The sequence below is a fragment of the Arthrobacter sp. UYCo732 genome (assembly GCF_040547265.1).
GTDB lineage: Bacteria > Actinomycetota > Actinomycetes > Actinomycetales > Micrococcaceae > Arthrobacter.
The window spans coordinates 23025-38057 of the sequence record NZ_JBEPPJ010000010.1 but is presented as its reverse complement, the minus strand read 5'-3'; the positions used below and the strand labels follow the sequence as shown (position 1 = coordinate 38057).

The 15033-nt window shown below is 66.7% G+C and carries 14 protein-coding genes; 3 read left to right on the top strand and 11 right to left on the bottom strand.

Going from position 1 to position 15033, the window contains the following annotated elements:
* Window positions 1-100 precede the first annotated feature (100 nt).
* The 5 genes from ABIB45_RS13720 to ABIB45_RS13700 all read right to left on the bottom strand — a co-directional run bounded on the left by ABIB45_RS13720 (window position 101) and on the right by ABIB45_RS13700 (window position 5911).
* Complete coding sequence (locus tag ABIB45_RS13720; RefSeq protein WP_502909221.1) at window positions 101-1543, bottom strand: sulfate adenylyltransferase subunit 1; 1443 nt, start codon at window positions 1541-1543, stop codon at window positions 101-103.
* Window positions 1543-2505 carry a sulfate adenylyltransferase subunit CysD gene (gene cysD / locus ABIB45_RS13715; protein WP_354216414.1) on the bottom strand — a complete coding sequence of 321 codons (963 nt, stop codon included), beginning with the start codon at window positions 2503-2505 and terminating at the stop codon, window positions 1543-1545. The genes ABIB45_RS13720 and cysD overlap by 1 nt, the downstream gene beginning before the upstream one ends.
* Complete coding sequence (locus ABIB45_RS13710) at window positions 2502-3278, bottom strand: phosphoadenylyl-sulfate reductase (RefSeq protein WP_354216413.1); 777 nt, start codon at window positions 3276-3278, stop codon at window positions 2502-2504. Before ABIB45_RS13710 ends, cysD begins: the two co-directional genes overlap by 4 nt.
* The gene (locus ABIB45_RS13705) at window positions 3275-5020 is read right to left on the bottom strand and encodes a nitrite/sulfite reductase (protein ID WP_354216412.1); all 1746 of its coding nucleotides are present in this window, start codon (window positions 5018-5020) and stop codon (window positions 3275-3277) included. Before ABIB45_RS13705 ends, ABIB45_RS13710 begins: the two co-directional genes overlap by 4 nt.
* A gap of 156 nt (window positions 5021-5176) precedes the next feature.
* Window positions 5177-5911 (bottom strand): sirohydrochlorin chelatase, encoded by a 735-nt coding sequence (locus ABIB45_RS13700; RefSeq protein WP_354216411.1) that lies wholly within the window; start codon window positions 5909-5911, stop codon window positions 5177-5179.
* A 59-nt stretch (window positions 5912-5970) separates the two neighbouring features.
* Between ABIB45_RS13700 and ABIB45_RS13695 the strand changes: the two genes are divergently transcribed.
* On the top strand, window positions 5971-6642 hold the full coding sequence (locus ABIB45_RS13695; protein ID WP_354216410.1) for a trimeric intracellular cation channel family protein: 672 nt from the start codon (window positions 5971-5973) through the stop codon (window positions 6640-6642).
* A gap of 14 nt (window positions 6643-6656) precedes the next feature.
* Window positions 6657-7082, top strand: a complete 426-nt coding sequence (locus tag ABIB45_RS13690; RefSeq protein ID WP_354216409.1) for a hypothetical protein — start codon at window positions 6657-6659, stop codon at window positions 7080-7082.
* 146 nt (window positions 7083-7228) lie between these two features.
* On the opposite strand, the gene ABIB45_RS13685 is transcribed toward ABIB45_RS13690, so the two are convergent.
* The 6 genes from ABIB45_RS13685 to ABIB45_RS13660 form a co-directional block, all read right to left on the bottom strand.
* Window positions 7229-8068: a DUF559 domain-containing protein gene (locus ABIB45_RS13685; RefSeq protein WP_354216408.1), complete on the bottom strand. Its 840-nt coding sequence runs from the start codon at window positions 8066-8068 to the stop codon at window positions 7229-7231.
* A gap of 412 nt (window positions 8069-8480) precedes the next feature.
* Window positions 8481-9581: a polyprenyl synthetase family protein gene (locus ABIB45_RS13680; RefSeq protein ID WP_354216407.1), complete on the bottom strand. Its 1101-nt coding sequence runs from the start codon at window positions 9579-9581 to the stop codon at window positions 8481-8483.
* A complete protein-coding gene (locus ABIB45_RS13675) occupies window positions 9578-10909 on the bottom strand; it encodes a geranylgeranyl reductase family protein (RefSeq protein WP_354216406.1) in 1332 nt (443 codons plus the stop codon). Before ABIB45_RS13675 ends, ABIB45_RS13680 begins: the two co-directional genes overlap by 4 nt.
* A gap of 5 nt (window positions 10910-10914) precedes the next feature.
* Window positions 10915-11691 carry a demethylmenaquinone methyltransferase gene (locus tag ABIB45_RS13670; protein WP_354216501.1) on the bottom strand — a complete coding sequence of 259 codons (777 nt, stop codon included), beginning with the start codon at window positions 11689-11691 and terminating at the stop codon, window positions 10915-10917.
* 12 nt (window positions 11692-11703) lie between these two features.
* The gene (locus tag ABIB45_RS13665) at window positions 11704-12720 is read right to left on the bottom strand and encodes an L-idonate 5-dehydrogenase (protein WP_354216405.1); all 1017 of its coding nucleotides are present in this window, start codon (window positions 12718-12720) and stop codon (window positions 11704-11706) included.
* Window positions 12717-14087 carry an MFS transporter gene (locus tag ABIB45_RS13660; protein WP_354216404.1) on the bottom strand — a complete coding sequence of 457 codons (1371 nt, stop codon included), beginning with the start codon at window positions 14085-14087 and terminating at the stop codon, window positions 12717-12719. Before ABIB45_RS13660 ends, ABIB45_RS13665 begins: the two co-directional genes overlap by 4 nt.
* 196 nt (window positions 14088-14283) lie before the next feature.
* On the opposite strand from ABIB45_RS13660, the gene ABIB45_RS13655 reads away from it, so the two are divergent.
* Window positions 14284-14997 carry a GntR family transcriptional regulator gene (locus ABIB45_RS13655; protein ID WP_354216403.1) on the top strand — a complete coding sequence of 238 codons (714 nt, stop codon included), beginning with the start codon at window positions 14284-14286 and terminating at the stop codon, window positions 14995-14997.
* Window positions 14998-15033: the final 36 nt, after the last annotated feature.

Here is a 15033-nt window from a genome sequence, read left to right as displayed (position 1 = left end):
GGTAGCCGCCCCAACCCTGAAGCACGCAAGAACGGCTCTGCCCCGCATAATCGGTGCTGGGCAGCACCAGTTATGCGGGGCAGGGCAGTTCAAGCTGGACTCAGATGGAGTAGCGCTCGTCCTCGTGGTCGCCCGGGTGGTCCTTGACCAGGCCGGCAGCCAGCGTGTTGCCGTCCTGCGGGTCGATCACCAGGAACGCGCCCGTGCGGCGGTGGTGCAGGTAGTTCTCCAGCGGCAGCGGCGCGGCCAGCCGGAGCTGCGCGTGGCCGATGTCGTTGAGCTCCAGGCTGGACGCGCCCTCAAGCTTGAAGGAGGCCAGGTCCAGCTTGCCGCTGACGCTGCGGACCAGCGCCTGGACCGTGCGGGTGCCGTGCTTCACGAGCACCTTGGCGCCTTCCCGCAACGGCTTGGGCGAAAGCCAGCACAGTGCGGCATACAGGTCAGCGGAGGCTTCGCGGACAGTGCCGGCGGCAGCAATCGTGTCACCTCGGGCGACGTCGAACTCTTCGGCCAGGCGGATCGCCACCGACTGCGGCGCAAACGCTTCCTCCAGCGATTCCCCCGCGAAATCGATGCCGATGACCGTCGTGGTCCGCGGCGACTGGCCCGGCGTCAGCACGGAGACCTTGTCGCCCACCTTCACGGAACCTTCGGTGATCTGGCCGGCGTAGGCGCGGTAGTCGCGGTAGGCCTCGACGTTCAGGCCGGCGGCCAGGGCGTCGGGAGCCAGCGCACCCTGCGGCCGGATGACCAGCTGCACGGGGAAGCGGAAGCTCTCCAGTTGCGTGTCGATCTCGTCCGCGGCGGGCAGGGTTTCGAGGACCTCCAGCAGGGCCGGCCCGTCGTACCAGGGAGTGCGCTCGGAACGGTCCACCACGTTGTCGCCGTCGAGGGCGGACACCGGGATGACCAGCAGGTCGTCGAGGTGGTCCGCGGTGCCCAGTTCGGCGGAGCCAATGCCCAGTTCCCGGGCCACCTGCTGCACGTCTGCCTGGATTTCACGGAATACGGACTCGCTGAAGTCCACCAGGTCGATCTTGTTCACGGCCACAATCACGTGCGCCACGCGCAGCAGCTGCAGCACGGACAGGTGCCGGCGGGTCTGCTCCAAGACACCCTTGCGGGCGTCAATAAGTACGACGACGGCATCCGCCGTGGACGCGCCGGTCACCGTGTTTTTGGTGTACTGAACGTGCCCGGGGCAGTCCGCGAGGATGAAGCTGCGCTGGTCCGTGGCGAAGTAGCGGTAGGCCACGTCGATGGTGATGCCCTGCTCGCGCTCGGCACGCAGGCCGTCCGTCAGGAGGGCCAGGTCGATCGCTTTCGTGCCCGTGGCTCCAGCCCCGCCAAAGCCGCGGTCCGCGGAGGTGCGGGCAACGGCGTCGAGCTGGTCTGCGAGGATCGCTTTGGAGTCGTGCAGGAGGCGGCCCACCAAAGTGGACTTCCCGTCGTCGACCGATCCTGCGGTGGCGAACCGGAAGAGGGTGGTGGGCAGTGCTGCCTCGAGCTCGGTGATTGAGCTGGTCGAAATCGTGGACGTCATTAGAAGTACCCATCCTTCTTGCGGTCTTCCATGGCGGCCTCGGAGATGCGGTCATCTGCGCGGGTGGCGCCACGTTCGGTGATGGTGGAGGCGGCAACTTCGACGACGACGTCGCTCACCGTTGCGGCGTCTGATTCGACGGCGCCGGTGCAGGACATGTCGCCCACAGTGCGGTAGCGGACAGTTTTGATGATGACCTCTTCGTGCGGCAGAGGCTGGGAAACGTCGCCCACCGCCCGCCACATGCCGTCGCGGGAGAATACTTCGCGGTCGTGGGCGTAGTACAGGCCCGGCAGCTCGATGTTCTCGCGTTCGATATAGCGCCAGATGTCCAGCTCGGTCCAGTTGCTGATGGGGAACGCGCGGACGTGCTGGCCCACGGTGTGGCGGCCGTTGTAGAGGTTCCACAGTTCGGGGCGCTGGTTGCGTGGGTCCCACTGGCCGAATTCGTCCCGCAGGCTCAGGATGCGCTCCTTGGCGCGGGCCTTGTCCTCGTCCCGGCGGCCGCCGCCAAACACGGCGTCGAATTTGTTCTGCTGGATGGCGTCCAGCAGCGGGACGGTCTGCAGCGGGTTGCGGGTGCCGTCGGCGCGTTCGGCCAGTTCGCCGCGGTCAATGAACTCCTGGACGGAGCCGACAACCAGCTTCAGGCCCAGGCGCTCCACCGTGCGGTCGCGGAACTCGATGACCTCGGGAAAGTTGTGGCCGGTGTCCACGTGCAGCACGGGGAACGGGACCTTGCCCGGCCAGAACGCTTTGGTGGCCAGGTGCAGCATCACCACGGAATCCTTGCCGCCGGAGAAGAGCAGCGCAGGCTTCTCGAACTCGGCAACAACCTCGCGGATGATGTGGATGGCTTCGGATTCGAGGGTGTCCAGGCTGGAGAGGCGCGTGGGGATCTCGATGGTTGAGCCTGTCGAAACCGAGCCTGTCGATACCAGAGTGTCGTTAAGGGTGCTCATACGTGTAGTCCGCATTCTGTCTTGTCGGAACCGGCCCAGCGGCCGGCGCGGGGGTCATCGCCGGGCGCCACCTTGCGGGTGCAGGGCTGGCAGCCGATCGAGGGGTAACCCTGGGAAAGCAGCGGGTTGACGGGCAGGAGGTTGTCTTCGGAGTACTGGACCAGCTGGTCGAACGTCCAGGCGGCCACCGGGTTGACCTTGACCAGCCCGTTCTTTTCATCCCAGCCGACCAGCGGGGTGTTGGTGCGGGTGGGAGCCTCGTCGCGGCGGACGCCCGTGAACCAGATCTCGTAGCCGGCCAGGGTGCGCTGCAGCGGGGCCACCTTGCGGAGGGCACAGCACTGGGCGGCGTCGCGGGCGAAGAGGTCCTTGCCCAGGAGCCGGTCCTGCTCTTCAACCGTGTTCTCGGGGAGCACGTCCACCACGTTGACGCGGAGGTTCGCGGCCACTTCATCGCGCGTGGCGTACGTTTCCTTGAAGTGGTAGCCGGTTTCCAGGAACAGGACGTCGACGCCGGGCATCTGGTCCGCGACGAGGGCCGGCAGGACGGCGTCGGCCATGGAGCAGGCAACCGCGACGGCGGGCAGGTCGAAGTTGCGCCCGACCCAGGCGATCACGTCCCGGGCGGGGGCGTCCCAGCCGAGCTCGGCGGCGCCGGCTTCGGCGAGTGCCTTGAGTTCGTCGTGGGTGCGGAGGGCGGCCTTGGTTTCGACGGTCGCACCCACCGGGGTCAGCTCAACCACCGGGTCGACGCCGAGGGCGTGCTTGCTCACTGGAGGGCCTCCTCTTCTGCTGCGTGGGCCCATTCGGCGAAGGTCTGGCCTTCGACGCGCTGGGCAACGAAGGTGCGGACGACGCGCTCCACATACTCCGGCAGGTCCTCGACGTACACCTTGAGGCCGCGGACGGTGCGTCCCAGGCCAGCCTCTTCGCGGTCGGACGAAGCCAGCCCGCCGCCCAGGTGGACCTGGAAACCCGGGGAGGGATCGCCGTCGGGCGTTGGCAGCATCATGCCCTTAAGTCCGATGTCCGCGGTCTGGATGCGGGCGCAGGAGTTGGGGCAGCCGTTGATGTGGAGGGACAGTGCGTGCGGCAGTTCACCGGAGGCGGCGAGGTCTGCCAGGCGGCGTTCGAGGTCGGCCACGGCGGTCGCGGCGGTGACCTTCGTTTCCACGATGGCCAGCTTGCAGTATTCGATGCCGGTGCAGGCGATGGTCCCGCGCCGGAACACGGACGGGCGGGCGGAGAGGCCCAGCGCATCCAGCTCGGCAACCAGCGGCTCAACCTGGTCCTTGGCAACGTCCAGGACCACCAGCTTCTGGTGCGGCGTGGTGCGCAGGCGGTAGGAGCCGGCGGCCTCGAGGGTGTCCGCGAGCTTCACCAGCTGCGCGCCGGAAAGGCGGCCGGCCAGCGGGGTGGCGCCGATGAAGAACTTGCCGTCCTTCTGTTCGTGCACGCCGATGTGGTCGCCCGGGGAGGTGGGCTTGGGTGCGGCGGGACCGTCGGCCAGCTTATAGCCCAAGTATTCGTCCTCCAGGATCTGGCGGAACTTCACCGGGCCCCAGTCGGCCAGCAGGAACTTCAGGCGCGCCTTGGTGCGCATGCGGCGGTACCCGTAGTCACGGAAAATGCTGGTGACGCCGAGCCACACGTCGGCTGCTTCCTCCGGCCGGACAAACGCGCCGAGACGCTTGGCCAGCATCGGATTGGTGGACAGCGCACCGCCCACCCAGAGGTCATAGCCGGCGCCCAGTTCGGGATGGACCATGCCCACCAGGCCGAAGTCGTTGATCTCGTGGACCACGTCCTGGCTGGGGTGGCCGGTGATGGCCGTTTTGTACTTGCGCGGCAGGTTGGACAACAGGGGGTTGCCGATAAACCGCTCCCCCAGTTCCGCGATCAGCGGCGTGGGGTCGATGATCTCGTCCTTGGCGATGCCGGCCACGGGCGAGCCGAGGATGACACGGGGAACGTCGCCGCAGGCCTCGGTGGTGGACAGGCCAACACCTTCCAGCCGGGCCCAGATCTCAGGGATGTCCTCCACCCGGATCCAGTGCAGCTGGATGTTCTGCCGGTCAGTGAGGTCGGCGGAGTCACGGGCGAAATCAACGGAAATCTGGCCGATGACGCGCAGCTGCTCGGTGGTGAGCGCGCCGCCGTCGATCCTCACGCGCAGCATGAAGTACTTGTCCTCCAGCTCGTGCGGCTCGAGCGTTGCGGTCTTGCCGCCGTCGATCCCGGGCTTGCGCTGCGTGTACAGGCCCCACCAGCGGAAGCGTCCGTGGAGGTCCTCGCCGGGGATGGCGTCGAAGCCGTCCTTGGAGTAGATGGTCTCGATACGCTCGCGGACGTTGAGGCCGTCGTCTTCCTGCTTCCAGGTTTCGTTGGCGTTCAGGGGGGTTTTGCCGTCCACTTTCCACTGCCCGTGCGGCTTTGCGGCGGGTCGGGAGGGGCGTGCAGGGCGCTTGGCGGCTGCGGGGTCCGCGGACGCTCCGGCTAGAGCTGTATCAGTCATGCATCGACTGTAGGTGCCCCCGAATTGCGTCACAAAGGGTCGGGAAACGCTGAGTCACCTAGGGAAACATTTCGTCACGAACCACCGGCGAGCCTTGAAGAAGCCCTACTCCTGTGATTCGCCGCACCGTTGTTTTCAGGGGCGCCCGGGGCCCCGTTACTGACCGCGTGCGACGGCGAAGTCGAACCGTTCCAGCGCAATCTCCGCGAGCACGTCCGACGGCAGCAGTGGTTCCGTCACGAGGTCCGCGCCCGCCTTGGCGAGCTGGTTGTGGAAGAACCCCGGCGCGAGGAGGTAGGAGGCGATGACCACGCGGCCGCCGTCGTCCACGGCTCCTGCGGACTCTCCTGCCCCGGCACCTCCGGCCGCTTCCTCGCGGAGCATGGCGACGGCGTCGGGCACTGAGGGTTTGGCCGAGGCACCATAGGCGGCCACAGTCCGGTTCCGCCGCAGTTCCCCGAGCTGGGCAGCGAGTTCTTCCACGCTGACCGCGGCATTGGGGTTGGAGGACCCGGCGGCGGCGAGGACGATCGCGTCGCGGTCGGTGACGCCGGCCTCACGGAGTCGCTCGTCGAGCAGGGCGGCGAGGCGGGGATCGGGCCCGAGCGGCGCGGCTGCGAGGCTCCCCGGCCTGCTCTTCACGGCCCGTGCGATGTCCACTTTGACGTGGTACCCCACGCTCAGCAGCAAAGGCACCACCACGGCTTCGGCGCCGTCAGGCAGGCCTGCCACGACGTCCACGAGGTCCGGCTGCTGGACGTCCACGTAGGCCTCCCGCACATCAAGGCCCGGGCGCAGCGCGGCGATCGCGGCACGCAGGGCGTTGACCTCAGCGGCGCCCTGGCTGCTGGACGTCCCGTGGGCACAGGCGATCATGATCGGGTTGTTCATAGGAGCTAGCGTAGCGTTGGAGCCGCCCTGTCCGCCCACTTTAAGAAGCCGGGATGCCCATGACATTCGCCTTTAACAACGTTCCTGTGTGGCTGGACCTGGTGGGCGTTTTCTTCTTCGCGGTATCCGGCTCCCTCCTGGCGGCGCGGAAGAACATCGACATTGTGGGATCGCTGCTCCTGGCATCCCTCGTGGGCCTGGGCGGCGGTCTGATCCGCGACCTGATTCTCGACGACGGCCCGCCGGCAGCGTTCAGCAACCCTGCCTACCTATTCCCGCCGTTGCTGGCCACCGTCCTGGTGTACTTCCTCTATACCAGCGTCCGACGGTACACCTCGCTGCTGCTCCTGTTCGACGCCGGCGGGCTGGCGCTGTTCTGCATGACGGGGACAGTCAAGGCCCTAGCGGCAGGCATGAACCCTGTAGCGGCGGTACTTCTGGGAGTGATGACGGCGGTGGGAGGCGGCCTGCTGCGCGACGTCACCGCCAATGAGGTGCCCGAGCTCTTCAACCCGAAGGACATCTATGCCCTCCCGGCTTTCCTGGGGGCGGCGCTGACCGCCGTCCTGTGGGTTGCGGGCGCCTTTAATGTCCTGACGGCTGTCGCAATCGCCGCCGTGGTGTTCACCTTCCGCGTCGTGGCGTGGCGCCGTTCCTGGCAGGCCCCGCTTGCCGTGCGCGGCTGGCACCGGCGGGGTGTGGGGGGCGGCTCTGGAGGCGGCCGCGATTAGCTAGGATTGGGACCATGACTGACATGTTCCTCGAGAAGTTCCGCTCGCTTGTTCCGAAATATCTCGAGGACGAATGGCAGGAAGAAGACGGCCTGGCCACGGACGAACTGGACGCGGCCCTCGCCGAACACCAGTTCCAGGTTCCGCTGGTGCTGAAGGAGTTCTACCAGGCCGTTGGCGGCTGCGAGGACCTCATGGAGGCCTACCACTACTTCTGGGACCCCGAAGAGCTGGAAGTTGATGACGAAGGCTTCCTGATGTTCCTCGAAGATGAAGAGGAACAGTTCACCTGGGGCTTCCGCGTGGGCGACCTCAGCGTTCCCGATCCCATCGTGTACCGCCGCAACAACGCCCGGGCCCAGTGGAAGAGCGAAGAAGGGACATTCTCGGAGTTCGTCTTCGACATGTTCGAGTGGGCCTTCAACGACGAAGAGGACTGATTTGTTCGGCTGGTCCTAGGCCGGCCCGCCCCCCGGCCGGGTTTGGCAGTGTCTACCGGCCTAATCGGGGCACTTCGACACGAACCCGCCGCAATCCAACCCCATTTCTGCGGCTATGAGGCCCGGAGTGCCCCACGACGGCGGCCCTAACTGCTGCCGAATGCTCCCCGCCGGGACTGCTCCAGTACTGCCAATACCTCGCCTACCATCCGCTCGGGGTGATGGACGACGTCGTCATAGCCGAATCTGAGGACGAGACGTCCGCCGCTGACCGTGGCGTTGTTGCGCTTGCGATCCTTCTTAACTTGCCGTGGTTCCAAATGAGTACTTCCGTCGGTTTCCACCACCAGGCACTCCTCAATGAAGAAGTCCACTTCGCCCACGCCTGGAATCGGGACATGCCGGCGGACATGCAGCCCGGCCCGCCGGAAGTGGTAATTGGCCAGCACCTCAAGCAGGGAATCCGCCCGCGGGATCACGCTGTCCAGGACCGACCTGGCGCGGGCGTTTCGGTTTCCGGGCAGCTTGCGCCGCAGGAAATCCACCGTCACGTCCCCCCGCTGGGCAGCGCACTGGACCATGACGAGCGCCTCTACCTCGGGCAGGCAGCGCAACGCGTGTATGAGGACGTCCGCCAGCCCGGCGATCGGCAGCCAAGGGTGGACTGGGTGGGGGCAGCGGCCGTGGGTCAGCGTCCCCGGCGGTGTCCTCTTGTGACCCGGGCTCAGGTGCACGGCGCCGGCCTTATGCACCGTCCACAACTGGTACATCGGCGCGGCCGATAGACACGTCAGCAGAGAGTTGTGCCGCAGGGCCAATCCCAGCACGCCGGCCTGCTTGGGCAAGCTGTAGATGCCTCGCCGGATGCGAACAATTCGCCCGGCGGTCAAGGCTTTGTCGAGGGAAGTCCGGGAAAACCCGGCTCGGCGCAAAGAACCTGCCCGGGCCACTCCCGCGCGAAGGTTGAGGAAAGTCTCAATATCCATGGGCCCAACGGTGCCCCTGAACTACGCTAGGCGGCAGATCCGGGCTGCGCCATGTGGACAACCCCGCCGTCGTGGGGCACTTCGACACGCACACGCCGCTCCCCTGTCCGGGAAGGCGCATACCCGCCCGCGATCTGCCCCACGAAGGCGTGGGTGCATATGACACGGGCAATAACATCAGGCTTGCATTCTGTGACAGATCTGTCATATGCTGTTCATGGATCCGCTAAACGCCTCCGGCGGGTCTGATGCGAACGGAGATATAGCCCCGGTTCTCAGCAACGTATGACTCGTAACGTTGCTGAGAACCGGGGCTATTGCATTTAAGCCAAAGGCCGGCCGTTGCTGAGCAGACGCAAGGAAGCCCGGCACCTTTTCATTCGAGGAGCCGGGCTTCGGGGCATCCAAAAAATCAGCTGGCGCGGTCCACCACGGCCAGCGCGAAGTTGGACAGCGAGGCCTTCACCACACCCTCAGGAAGCGGCGCCAGGGCGGCGATGGCTTCGTCCGCCCAGCGGCGCGCAACCACCCAGGATTCGGCGGTGACCGGGTGTTCGCGCAAACCGGCCACGGCAGCGGCCAGCGCGGAATCAGAGGTCAGGTCCCCGTCAATAAGCTTCAAAAGTTCGACGGCGGACTGGTCGCCTGCGGCGGCATCCCGGCGCAGGAACAGGACCGGCAGCGTGGGGACGCCTTCACGGAGGTCGGTACCCGGGGACTTGCCGGACTTGACCTTGACGCCGGTGACATCGATGACGTCGTCGGCCAGCTGGAACGCCACGCCCACCTTCTCGCCATATTCCACCAGCAAATCCTCGTAGGCCTCATCGGCGCCGGCGAAGATCGCACCGAGCTGGCCGGAAGCAGCAACCAGCGAACCGGTCTTATCCGCGATGACGGACAGGTAATGCTCCACCGGGTCCTCGTCCGGGCGCGGCCCTACGGTTTCGTGCAGCTGGCCCAGGCACAGGCGCTCGAAAGTACGGGCCTGGATGCCCAGCGCACGGGAACCCAGCTCGGACACCAGGATGGACGCGCGGGCAAAGATGAGGTCGCCGGTAAGGACGGCCACGGAGTTGCCCCAGACCTCGTGGGCCGTGGGGGCGCCGCGGCGGAAGGGAGCAGAGTCCATCACGTCGTCGTGGTAGAGCGTTGCCAGGTGGGTCAGCTCCACCACCACGGCCGCCTGAACAACAGCAGGGCGGGATGCGTCGCCGAGATGGGCGCACAGCAGGGTCAGCAACGGCCGGACGCGCTTGCCGCCTGCTTCCACGAGGTGGCGCGACGTTGCGTCAGCCAGTGGATCGGAGTTGGCAATGGCCTCGCGGAGCTTCTTCTCCACGCGGGCCAGGTTGGTGGTGATGGCGGGGCCCAGCTCGGCGTCCTCCGCGATGGCCGCGAACCCGGCGGGAAGCTGCAGTCCCGTGGCGATCGCGGTGGTGTTGAGGCTCGGTTCGGAGTCCTGCAGGCCGTGCCCGGCGTGCGTCCAGCTGTGGTCTGCGGAGTTAGTCACTGGTTAACCCTAACTTTATGTTGCGGATACCGCTGGTTCGAAGCCGAATGGGTGTTGGATGTGGCCGGAACCAACGATTCCAAAACACGGATCACCCGGTCCTCAAAGCCCTTCGCGGCCGGATCGGTCAGGTTGGCGAGCAGCCGCACCACAAAGCGCATCAGCACGGGGATAGGCATCCCGGTCCGCAGCGCGAGTTTCATGACGGCAGGTTTTCCGATCAGCGCGGCAAAGGCCCGTCCCAGTGTGAAGTGCGATCCCCACTGGCCCCGCACATAGTCCGCGTACCCGGCGAGGTGCGCGTCGGCGTCGTACGGTGACCCCGCCGCGAAGGACCGCGCGGACGCATCAATGATGAACTCCGCCGCGAACCGCGCCGACTCCATCGCGTAGGAGATGCCCTCGCCGTTGAACGGGGACACCATGCCGCCGGCGTCGCCCAGGAGCAGGAGTCCGGGCGAGTAGTGCGGTGTGCGGTTGAAGCCCATGGGCAGCGCGGCGCCGCGGATCTCCCCCACCTGGTTCTCCGGCGTGAAACCCCACTCGGCCGGCATGGCCGCGGTCCATTCGCGCAGGACCTGCTTGTAGTCCAGCTTGCCGAATTCCTTGGACGAGTTCAGGATGCCCAGGCCCACGTTTGAGGTACCGTCGCCCACGCCGAACACCCAGCCGTAACCGGGGAGCAGCTTCCCGTCGCGGCCGGGGAGCTCCAGCCAGCCTTCCATCCAGTCGTCATCGCTGCGTAGGGACGTGAAGTAGGTGCGCACGGCGACGCCGAGGGGGCGGTCATCACGTTTCTGGATGCCGAGGGACACGGCGGTTCGCGTGGAGTTTCCGTCTGCTGCGAGTACGACGTCGGCGCTGAAGTCGCGCGTCTCCCCCGTCTTGCGTCCGGACTCGTCCAGGAGCGCTGCGCGGACACCGGTCACGCGGCCGTCGTCGTTACGGAGGGCTTCGGTGACGCTGTGCCGTTCCAGGATCTCGGCGCCGGCGGCCTTCGCGTGCCGGGCCAGTTCCTCGTCGAAGCCCAGGCGGGTGCGGATCAGGCCGTACTGAGGGAAGTCGGACACCTCGGGCCAGGGCAGTTCGATGGTCCGGCCGCCGGCGATAAGCCGCAGACCCTTGTTGCGGCGCCAGCCGTCCGCTTCAGGGTGCGGCAGTCCCAGCTTCTGGATTTCGCGGACCGCGCGCGGGGTAAGGCCGTCGCCGCAGACCTTCTCGCGCGGGAAGCTGGTTTTCTCCAGGACGGTCACTTCGAGGCCGGCTTTGGCAAGGTAGTACGCGGCGGTGGAGCCGGCCGGCCCCGCGCCGACGATCAATACATTCACAGGTATCAGCGGGTGATGTTGCGGCGGAGCTTGGCCACGGGTCCCTTGTGCGCGGCAATTGCGGCCGCACCGCCGTCCGGGGTTGATTCGAGGGGCTTAGTGGCCCGGTGAACGGCCACAATCCCGCCGGTCAGGTTGCGGTAGGTGACGTTTTCCCAGCCCGATTCCTGCAGCCACGCGGCCAGGTGGTCCTGGTCCGGCCAGGCGCGGATGGACTCGGCGAGATAGACATAGGCGTCGGGGTTGGACGCGACCTTCACGGCGATGGCCGGGAGGGCACGCATAAGGTATTCGGTATACATCGTGCGCCACAGCGGCACAACCGGCGCGGAGAACTCGGCGATGACCAGCTTGCCGCCGGGCTTGGTGACGCGGAGCATCTCGGCCAGCGCCTTCTTCGGTTCGTTGACGTTCCGCAGCCCGAACGAGATGGTGCTGGCGTCAAAGCTGTTGTCCGCGAAGGGCAGGTTGGTGGCGTCACCGGCAACAAAGTTGATGTCCGGGCGGCGGCGCTTGCCCACCTTCAGCATGCCGAGGGAGAAATCGCAGGCCACCACCTCTATGCCTGCATCGGCATATGGCTCGCTGGAGGTACCTGTTCCGGCAGCGAGGTCGAGCACCCGCTGGCCCCGCTTCATGTCCATGGCGTCCACCACGATCCTGCGCCAACGGCGGGTTTGCCCCATAGAGAGGACATCGTTGACGACGTCGTACTTAGGTGCGACGTCGTCAAACATCGTGGCTACTTCGTCCGGACGCTTTTCCAAGGATGCTCGGTTCACCATGCAATTGTCTCAGACAAACTTGAGAAGGACTTTCGACGACCCCGTCCCCCGGTCCGAAGCCACGGCAAACGCCTCAGCCACGTCACCGGCGTCGAACGTGTGCGTCAGCAGCGGCTCAACGTCCAGCCCGTCCGCCAGGTAAGCGAGGGCGTCATCCAGCTCGTCCGCGAAGCGGAAGGTCCCGCGGTAATCAATCTCCCGGAAAACAAGTGCGGCGAGCTCGGCCGTCACCGGCCCCGCCGGCAGGTTGCCCACCTGGACCACGATGCCGCCGCGACGCACGGCCGCGAGGACACCGCCCAGCGCGCGGGCAGCGCCGGAGGCCTCGAACGCAACATCCACCTCGGGAAGCTGCGCGCCGGAACCCACCAGCACGACGTCGTCGGCTCCCATTCGCTTGGCGATCGCCAGCGAAGTCTCCGAGAGATCGCTGGCGACGACGCTGGCAGCGCCGGCACGGCGGGCGGCGGCCACCAATAGCGCGCCGATGGGCCCGGCGCCGTTGACCAGAACGTCCTTGCCGGCGAGGCTGCCGGCCCGGCCGACGGCATGGATCGCCACCGCGAGCGGTTCGGCGACGGCGGCCTGGCGGGTGGTGACGCCGTCGGGCAGGCGGCGGAGCTGGCCCGCCGGGACGGCCTTGCGGGAGGCGAAAGCGCCGTCCGTGTGGGGCCGGTGCGCGGCGCTGCCGTAGTAGGTGACCTGCGGGCAGAGGTTGGTGCGCCCGGCAAGGCAGTCGGTGCATTTGCCGCAGGACACGGCCGGGTGGACGGTCACGGCGTCGCCCACCGCGAAGCCCTCCACGCCTTCGCCGAGCTTGGAGATCCGGCCGGCCACCTCGTGGCCCAGCACCATGGGATCGGCCAGGACGCTCAACCCGGAAGCGCCGTGAGTGACATAGTGGAGGTCCGAGCCACAGATCCCGCCGTATTCGACGTCGACGATCACCGAGCCGGCCGGGCAGGCCGGATCCGGACGGTCCTCGAGCCGCAGGTCTCCAGCGGAATGGACAACCACGGCTTTCATACTGCGTCCTCCACGAGGGTCAGGTCGCGTCCCTTGGTTTCAGGGGCGAAGAAGGTGGCTACAAAGGCGACGGCGGAATAGAGGACCATCATTCCGGCGACCGGCCACCACGAGTTGGTGAAGAGGGCCAGCAGGCCTGCGGCGATGATGGGGGCCAGTCCACCGGACAGCACGCCGCCGATTTCCTTGGCCATGGCCAGCTGCGTGTAGCGGTTGCGGGAGCCGAAGAGTTCGTTCACGTAGGCGGACTGGACGGAGAACATGCCCAGCACGGAGACGGACAGGCCGATGATCAGGGCCAGCGAGACCAGGAACGGATCGCGGGACTGCATCATCAGGAGGGCCGGGATGGCGAAGAGCATCTGGAAGCCGGACAGTGCGCGGTACATGGTGCGGCGGCCGAGCTTGTCGGAGAGCCAGCCGGCCAGCGGGACCGTGGCGAAGCCGAGGAACGAGCCGATCAGCAGGGCAAACGTACCCACGCTCTTGTCCATGCTCAGGCCGGTGACGATGTAACCGATGAGGAAGGTCTGGATCATTGCCGAGTTGCCGGATTCGCCGATCCGCAGGGCCATCGCCAGGAAGAAAGCCTTGCCCTTGCGCTTGGCCTTGACGGCCGGCGCGGGCTGTCCGACGGCGGTGCCGGACTCAGCGGCGAAGGCGGCAGCAGCGGCGTCGGCGATTTCCTGCTCACGGGCGGCCTCGAAAACCGGGCTCTCCTTCAGGTTGCGGCGCATCCAGAGGGCGTACAGCGTGATGCCGATGCTGGCGATGAACGGCAGGCGCCAGCCCCAGCTCATGAGCGCTTCTTCGGGCAGGAGGGTCAGCAGGACCCACAGGCCGGAGGCCAGCAGCGTGCCGGAGTTGGTGCCAAGGCAGACGAAGGAGGCGATCAGGCCGCGCTTTTTGGGCGGGGCGTATTCGGCCAGCATGACCGACGCTCCGGAGAGTTCGGCGCCGGCGCCGAAGCCCTGGGCGAGGCGGAGGAGCACCAGGATGATCGGCGCGGCCAGGCCGATCTGGGCGTAGCCGGGCAGGAAGCCGATGAGCATGGTGGACACGCCCATCATCATGATGGTGATGACCAGGACCTTCTTGCGGCCTACACGGTCACCCATGCGGCCGAAGAACCAGGCGCCGACCGGGCGGGCCAGGAAGCCCACGCCGTAGGTGATGAAGGCGATCAGCAGGCCCACAACGGGGTCGAAGTTGGGGAAGAAAATTTTGGGGAAGATGATGGCTGCTGCCAGCGAATAGAGCTGGAAGTCCATGTATTCCATGGCCGTTCCGAGCCATCCGGATACTGCAGTTCTGATCAGGTCTTGGGATGAGCGCTGGGTGGCGCCTGCCTTGATTGTTGCCGTCATGAACCCCTCTGTTCTACGGGTCTGGGATGCACAGCTTCAATGATGCGGCATGGCCAGACGTCTTTCTTGTCCCTTCATCGGAACAACGACTGCCATTCAAGCACTGCCATACCAGTGTGTCAAGAGCTGGCGTAACTCTGTTTTGGAGCCCCGGGCTGACGGTGCCGGCACTCGGCGGCACCGCTACTGTGGAAGCATGGCAGCCCCCGACACCACCCCGCGCACTTCCGCCCGGATGATGGCGTATGCGCAGATCCGTGAGCGCATCATCTCCGGCGAGGACGCGCCGGGGACCCTTCTTTCCGAGAACGAGCTCGCGCACCATCTGGGCACCAGCCGCCAGCCCATCCGCGAGGCACTGCTGCTCATCGCGCAGGAAGGGCTCGTGGAGATCCGCCCGCAGAGCGGCACTTACGTGACCTACCTCGACCCGCACATCGTGGCGCAGGCCCAGTTCATCCGCGAGGCCATCGAGGTCGCGTCGCTGGCCGACTGCGCCCGCAACATCACCCCGGAAACCGCAGCCGCGCTCTACGAACTCCTGGACCGACAGGACGCATGCACCACCCGCGAGGAGTTCTACCCGCTGGACGAGGACTTCCACCGCACGCTGCTGGCCATCGCCGGCCACGAAACAGCCTGGGCCACTGTGTCTAACGCCAAGGGCCACCTGGACCGCGCCCGCTACCTGGGGCTCAGCGGCTACCGCGGCATTACGGAGTACGCCGCCGATCACCGCCACATAATGGACGCTATTCTCGCCGGCGACCTTTCGGCTGCGGAAGACGGCCTTCGCAGCCACCTGCGCTTCATCCTGGACGACGTCGCGAGCATGCGTGCACTTCGGCCGGAACTGTTCACGGCCCCTTCCGGGCCCGAGCGACGCACCGGCCGGCCGGCCCGGGTCTGAGCCCGGGGACGCCCCGGCACCGCCCAGCGCGGCCGC

Bases quoted from the DNA above. Each gene is read 5' to 3' on its own strand.
- ABIB45_RS13720 (WP_502909221.1), bottom strand. From the start codon at position 1,543: ATGACGTCCACGATTTCGACCAGCTCAATCACCGAGCTCGAGGCAGCA.
- cysD (WP_354216414.1), bottom strand. From the start codon at position 2,505: ATGAGCACCCTTAACGACACTCTGGTATCGACAGGCTCGGTTTCGACA.
- ABIB45_RS13705 (WP_354216412.1), bottom strand. From the start codon at position 5,020: ATGACTGATACAGCTCTAGCCGGAGCGTCCGCGGACCCCGCAGCCGCC.
- ABIB45_RS13700 (WP_354216411.1), bottom strand. From the start codon at position 5,911: ATGAACAACCCGATCATGATCGCCTGTGCCCACGGGACGTCCAGCAGC.
- ABIB45_RS13695 (WP_354216410.1), top strand. From the start codon at position 5,971: ATGACATTCGCCTTTAACAACGTTCCTGTGTGGCTGGACCTGGTGGGC.
- ABIB45_RS13690 (WP_354216409.1), top strand. From the start codon at position 6,657: ATGACTGACATGTTCCTCGAGAAGTTCCGCTCGCTTGTTCCGAAATAT.
- ABIB45_RS13685 (WP_354216408.1), bottom strand. From the start codon at position 8,068: ATGGATATTGAGACTTTCCTCAACCTTCGCGCGGGAGTGGCCCGGGCA.
- ABIB45_RS13665 (WP_354216405.1), bottom strand. From the start codon at position 12,720: ATGAAAGCCGTGGTTGTCCATTCCGCTGGAGACCTGCGGCTCGAGGAC.
- ABIB45_RS13660 (WP_354216404.1), bottom strand. From the start codon at position 14,087: ATGACGGCAACAATCAAGGCAGGCGCCACCCAGCGCTCATCCCAAGAC.
- ABIB45_RS13655 (WP_354216403.1), top strand. From the start codon at position 14,284: ATGGCAGCCCCCGACACCACCCCGCGCACTTCCGCCCGGATGATGGCG.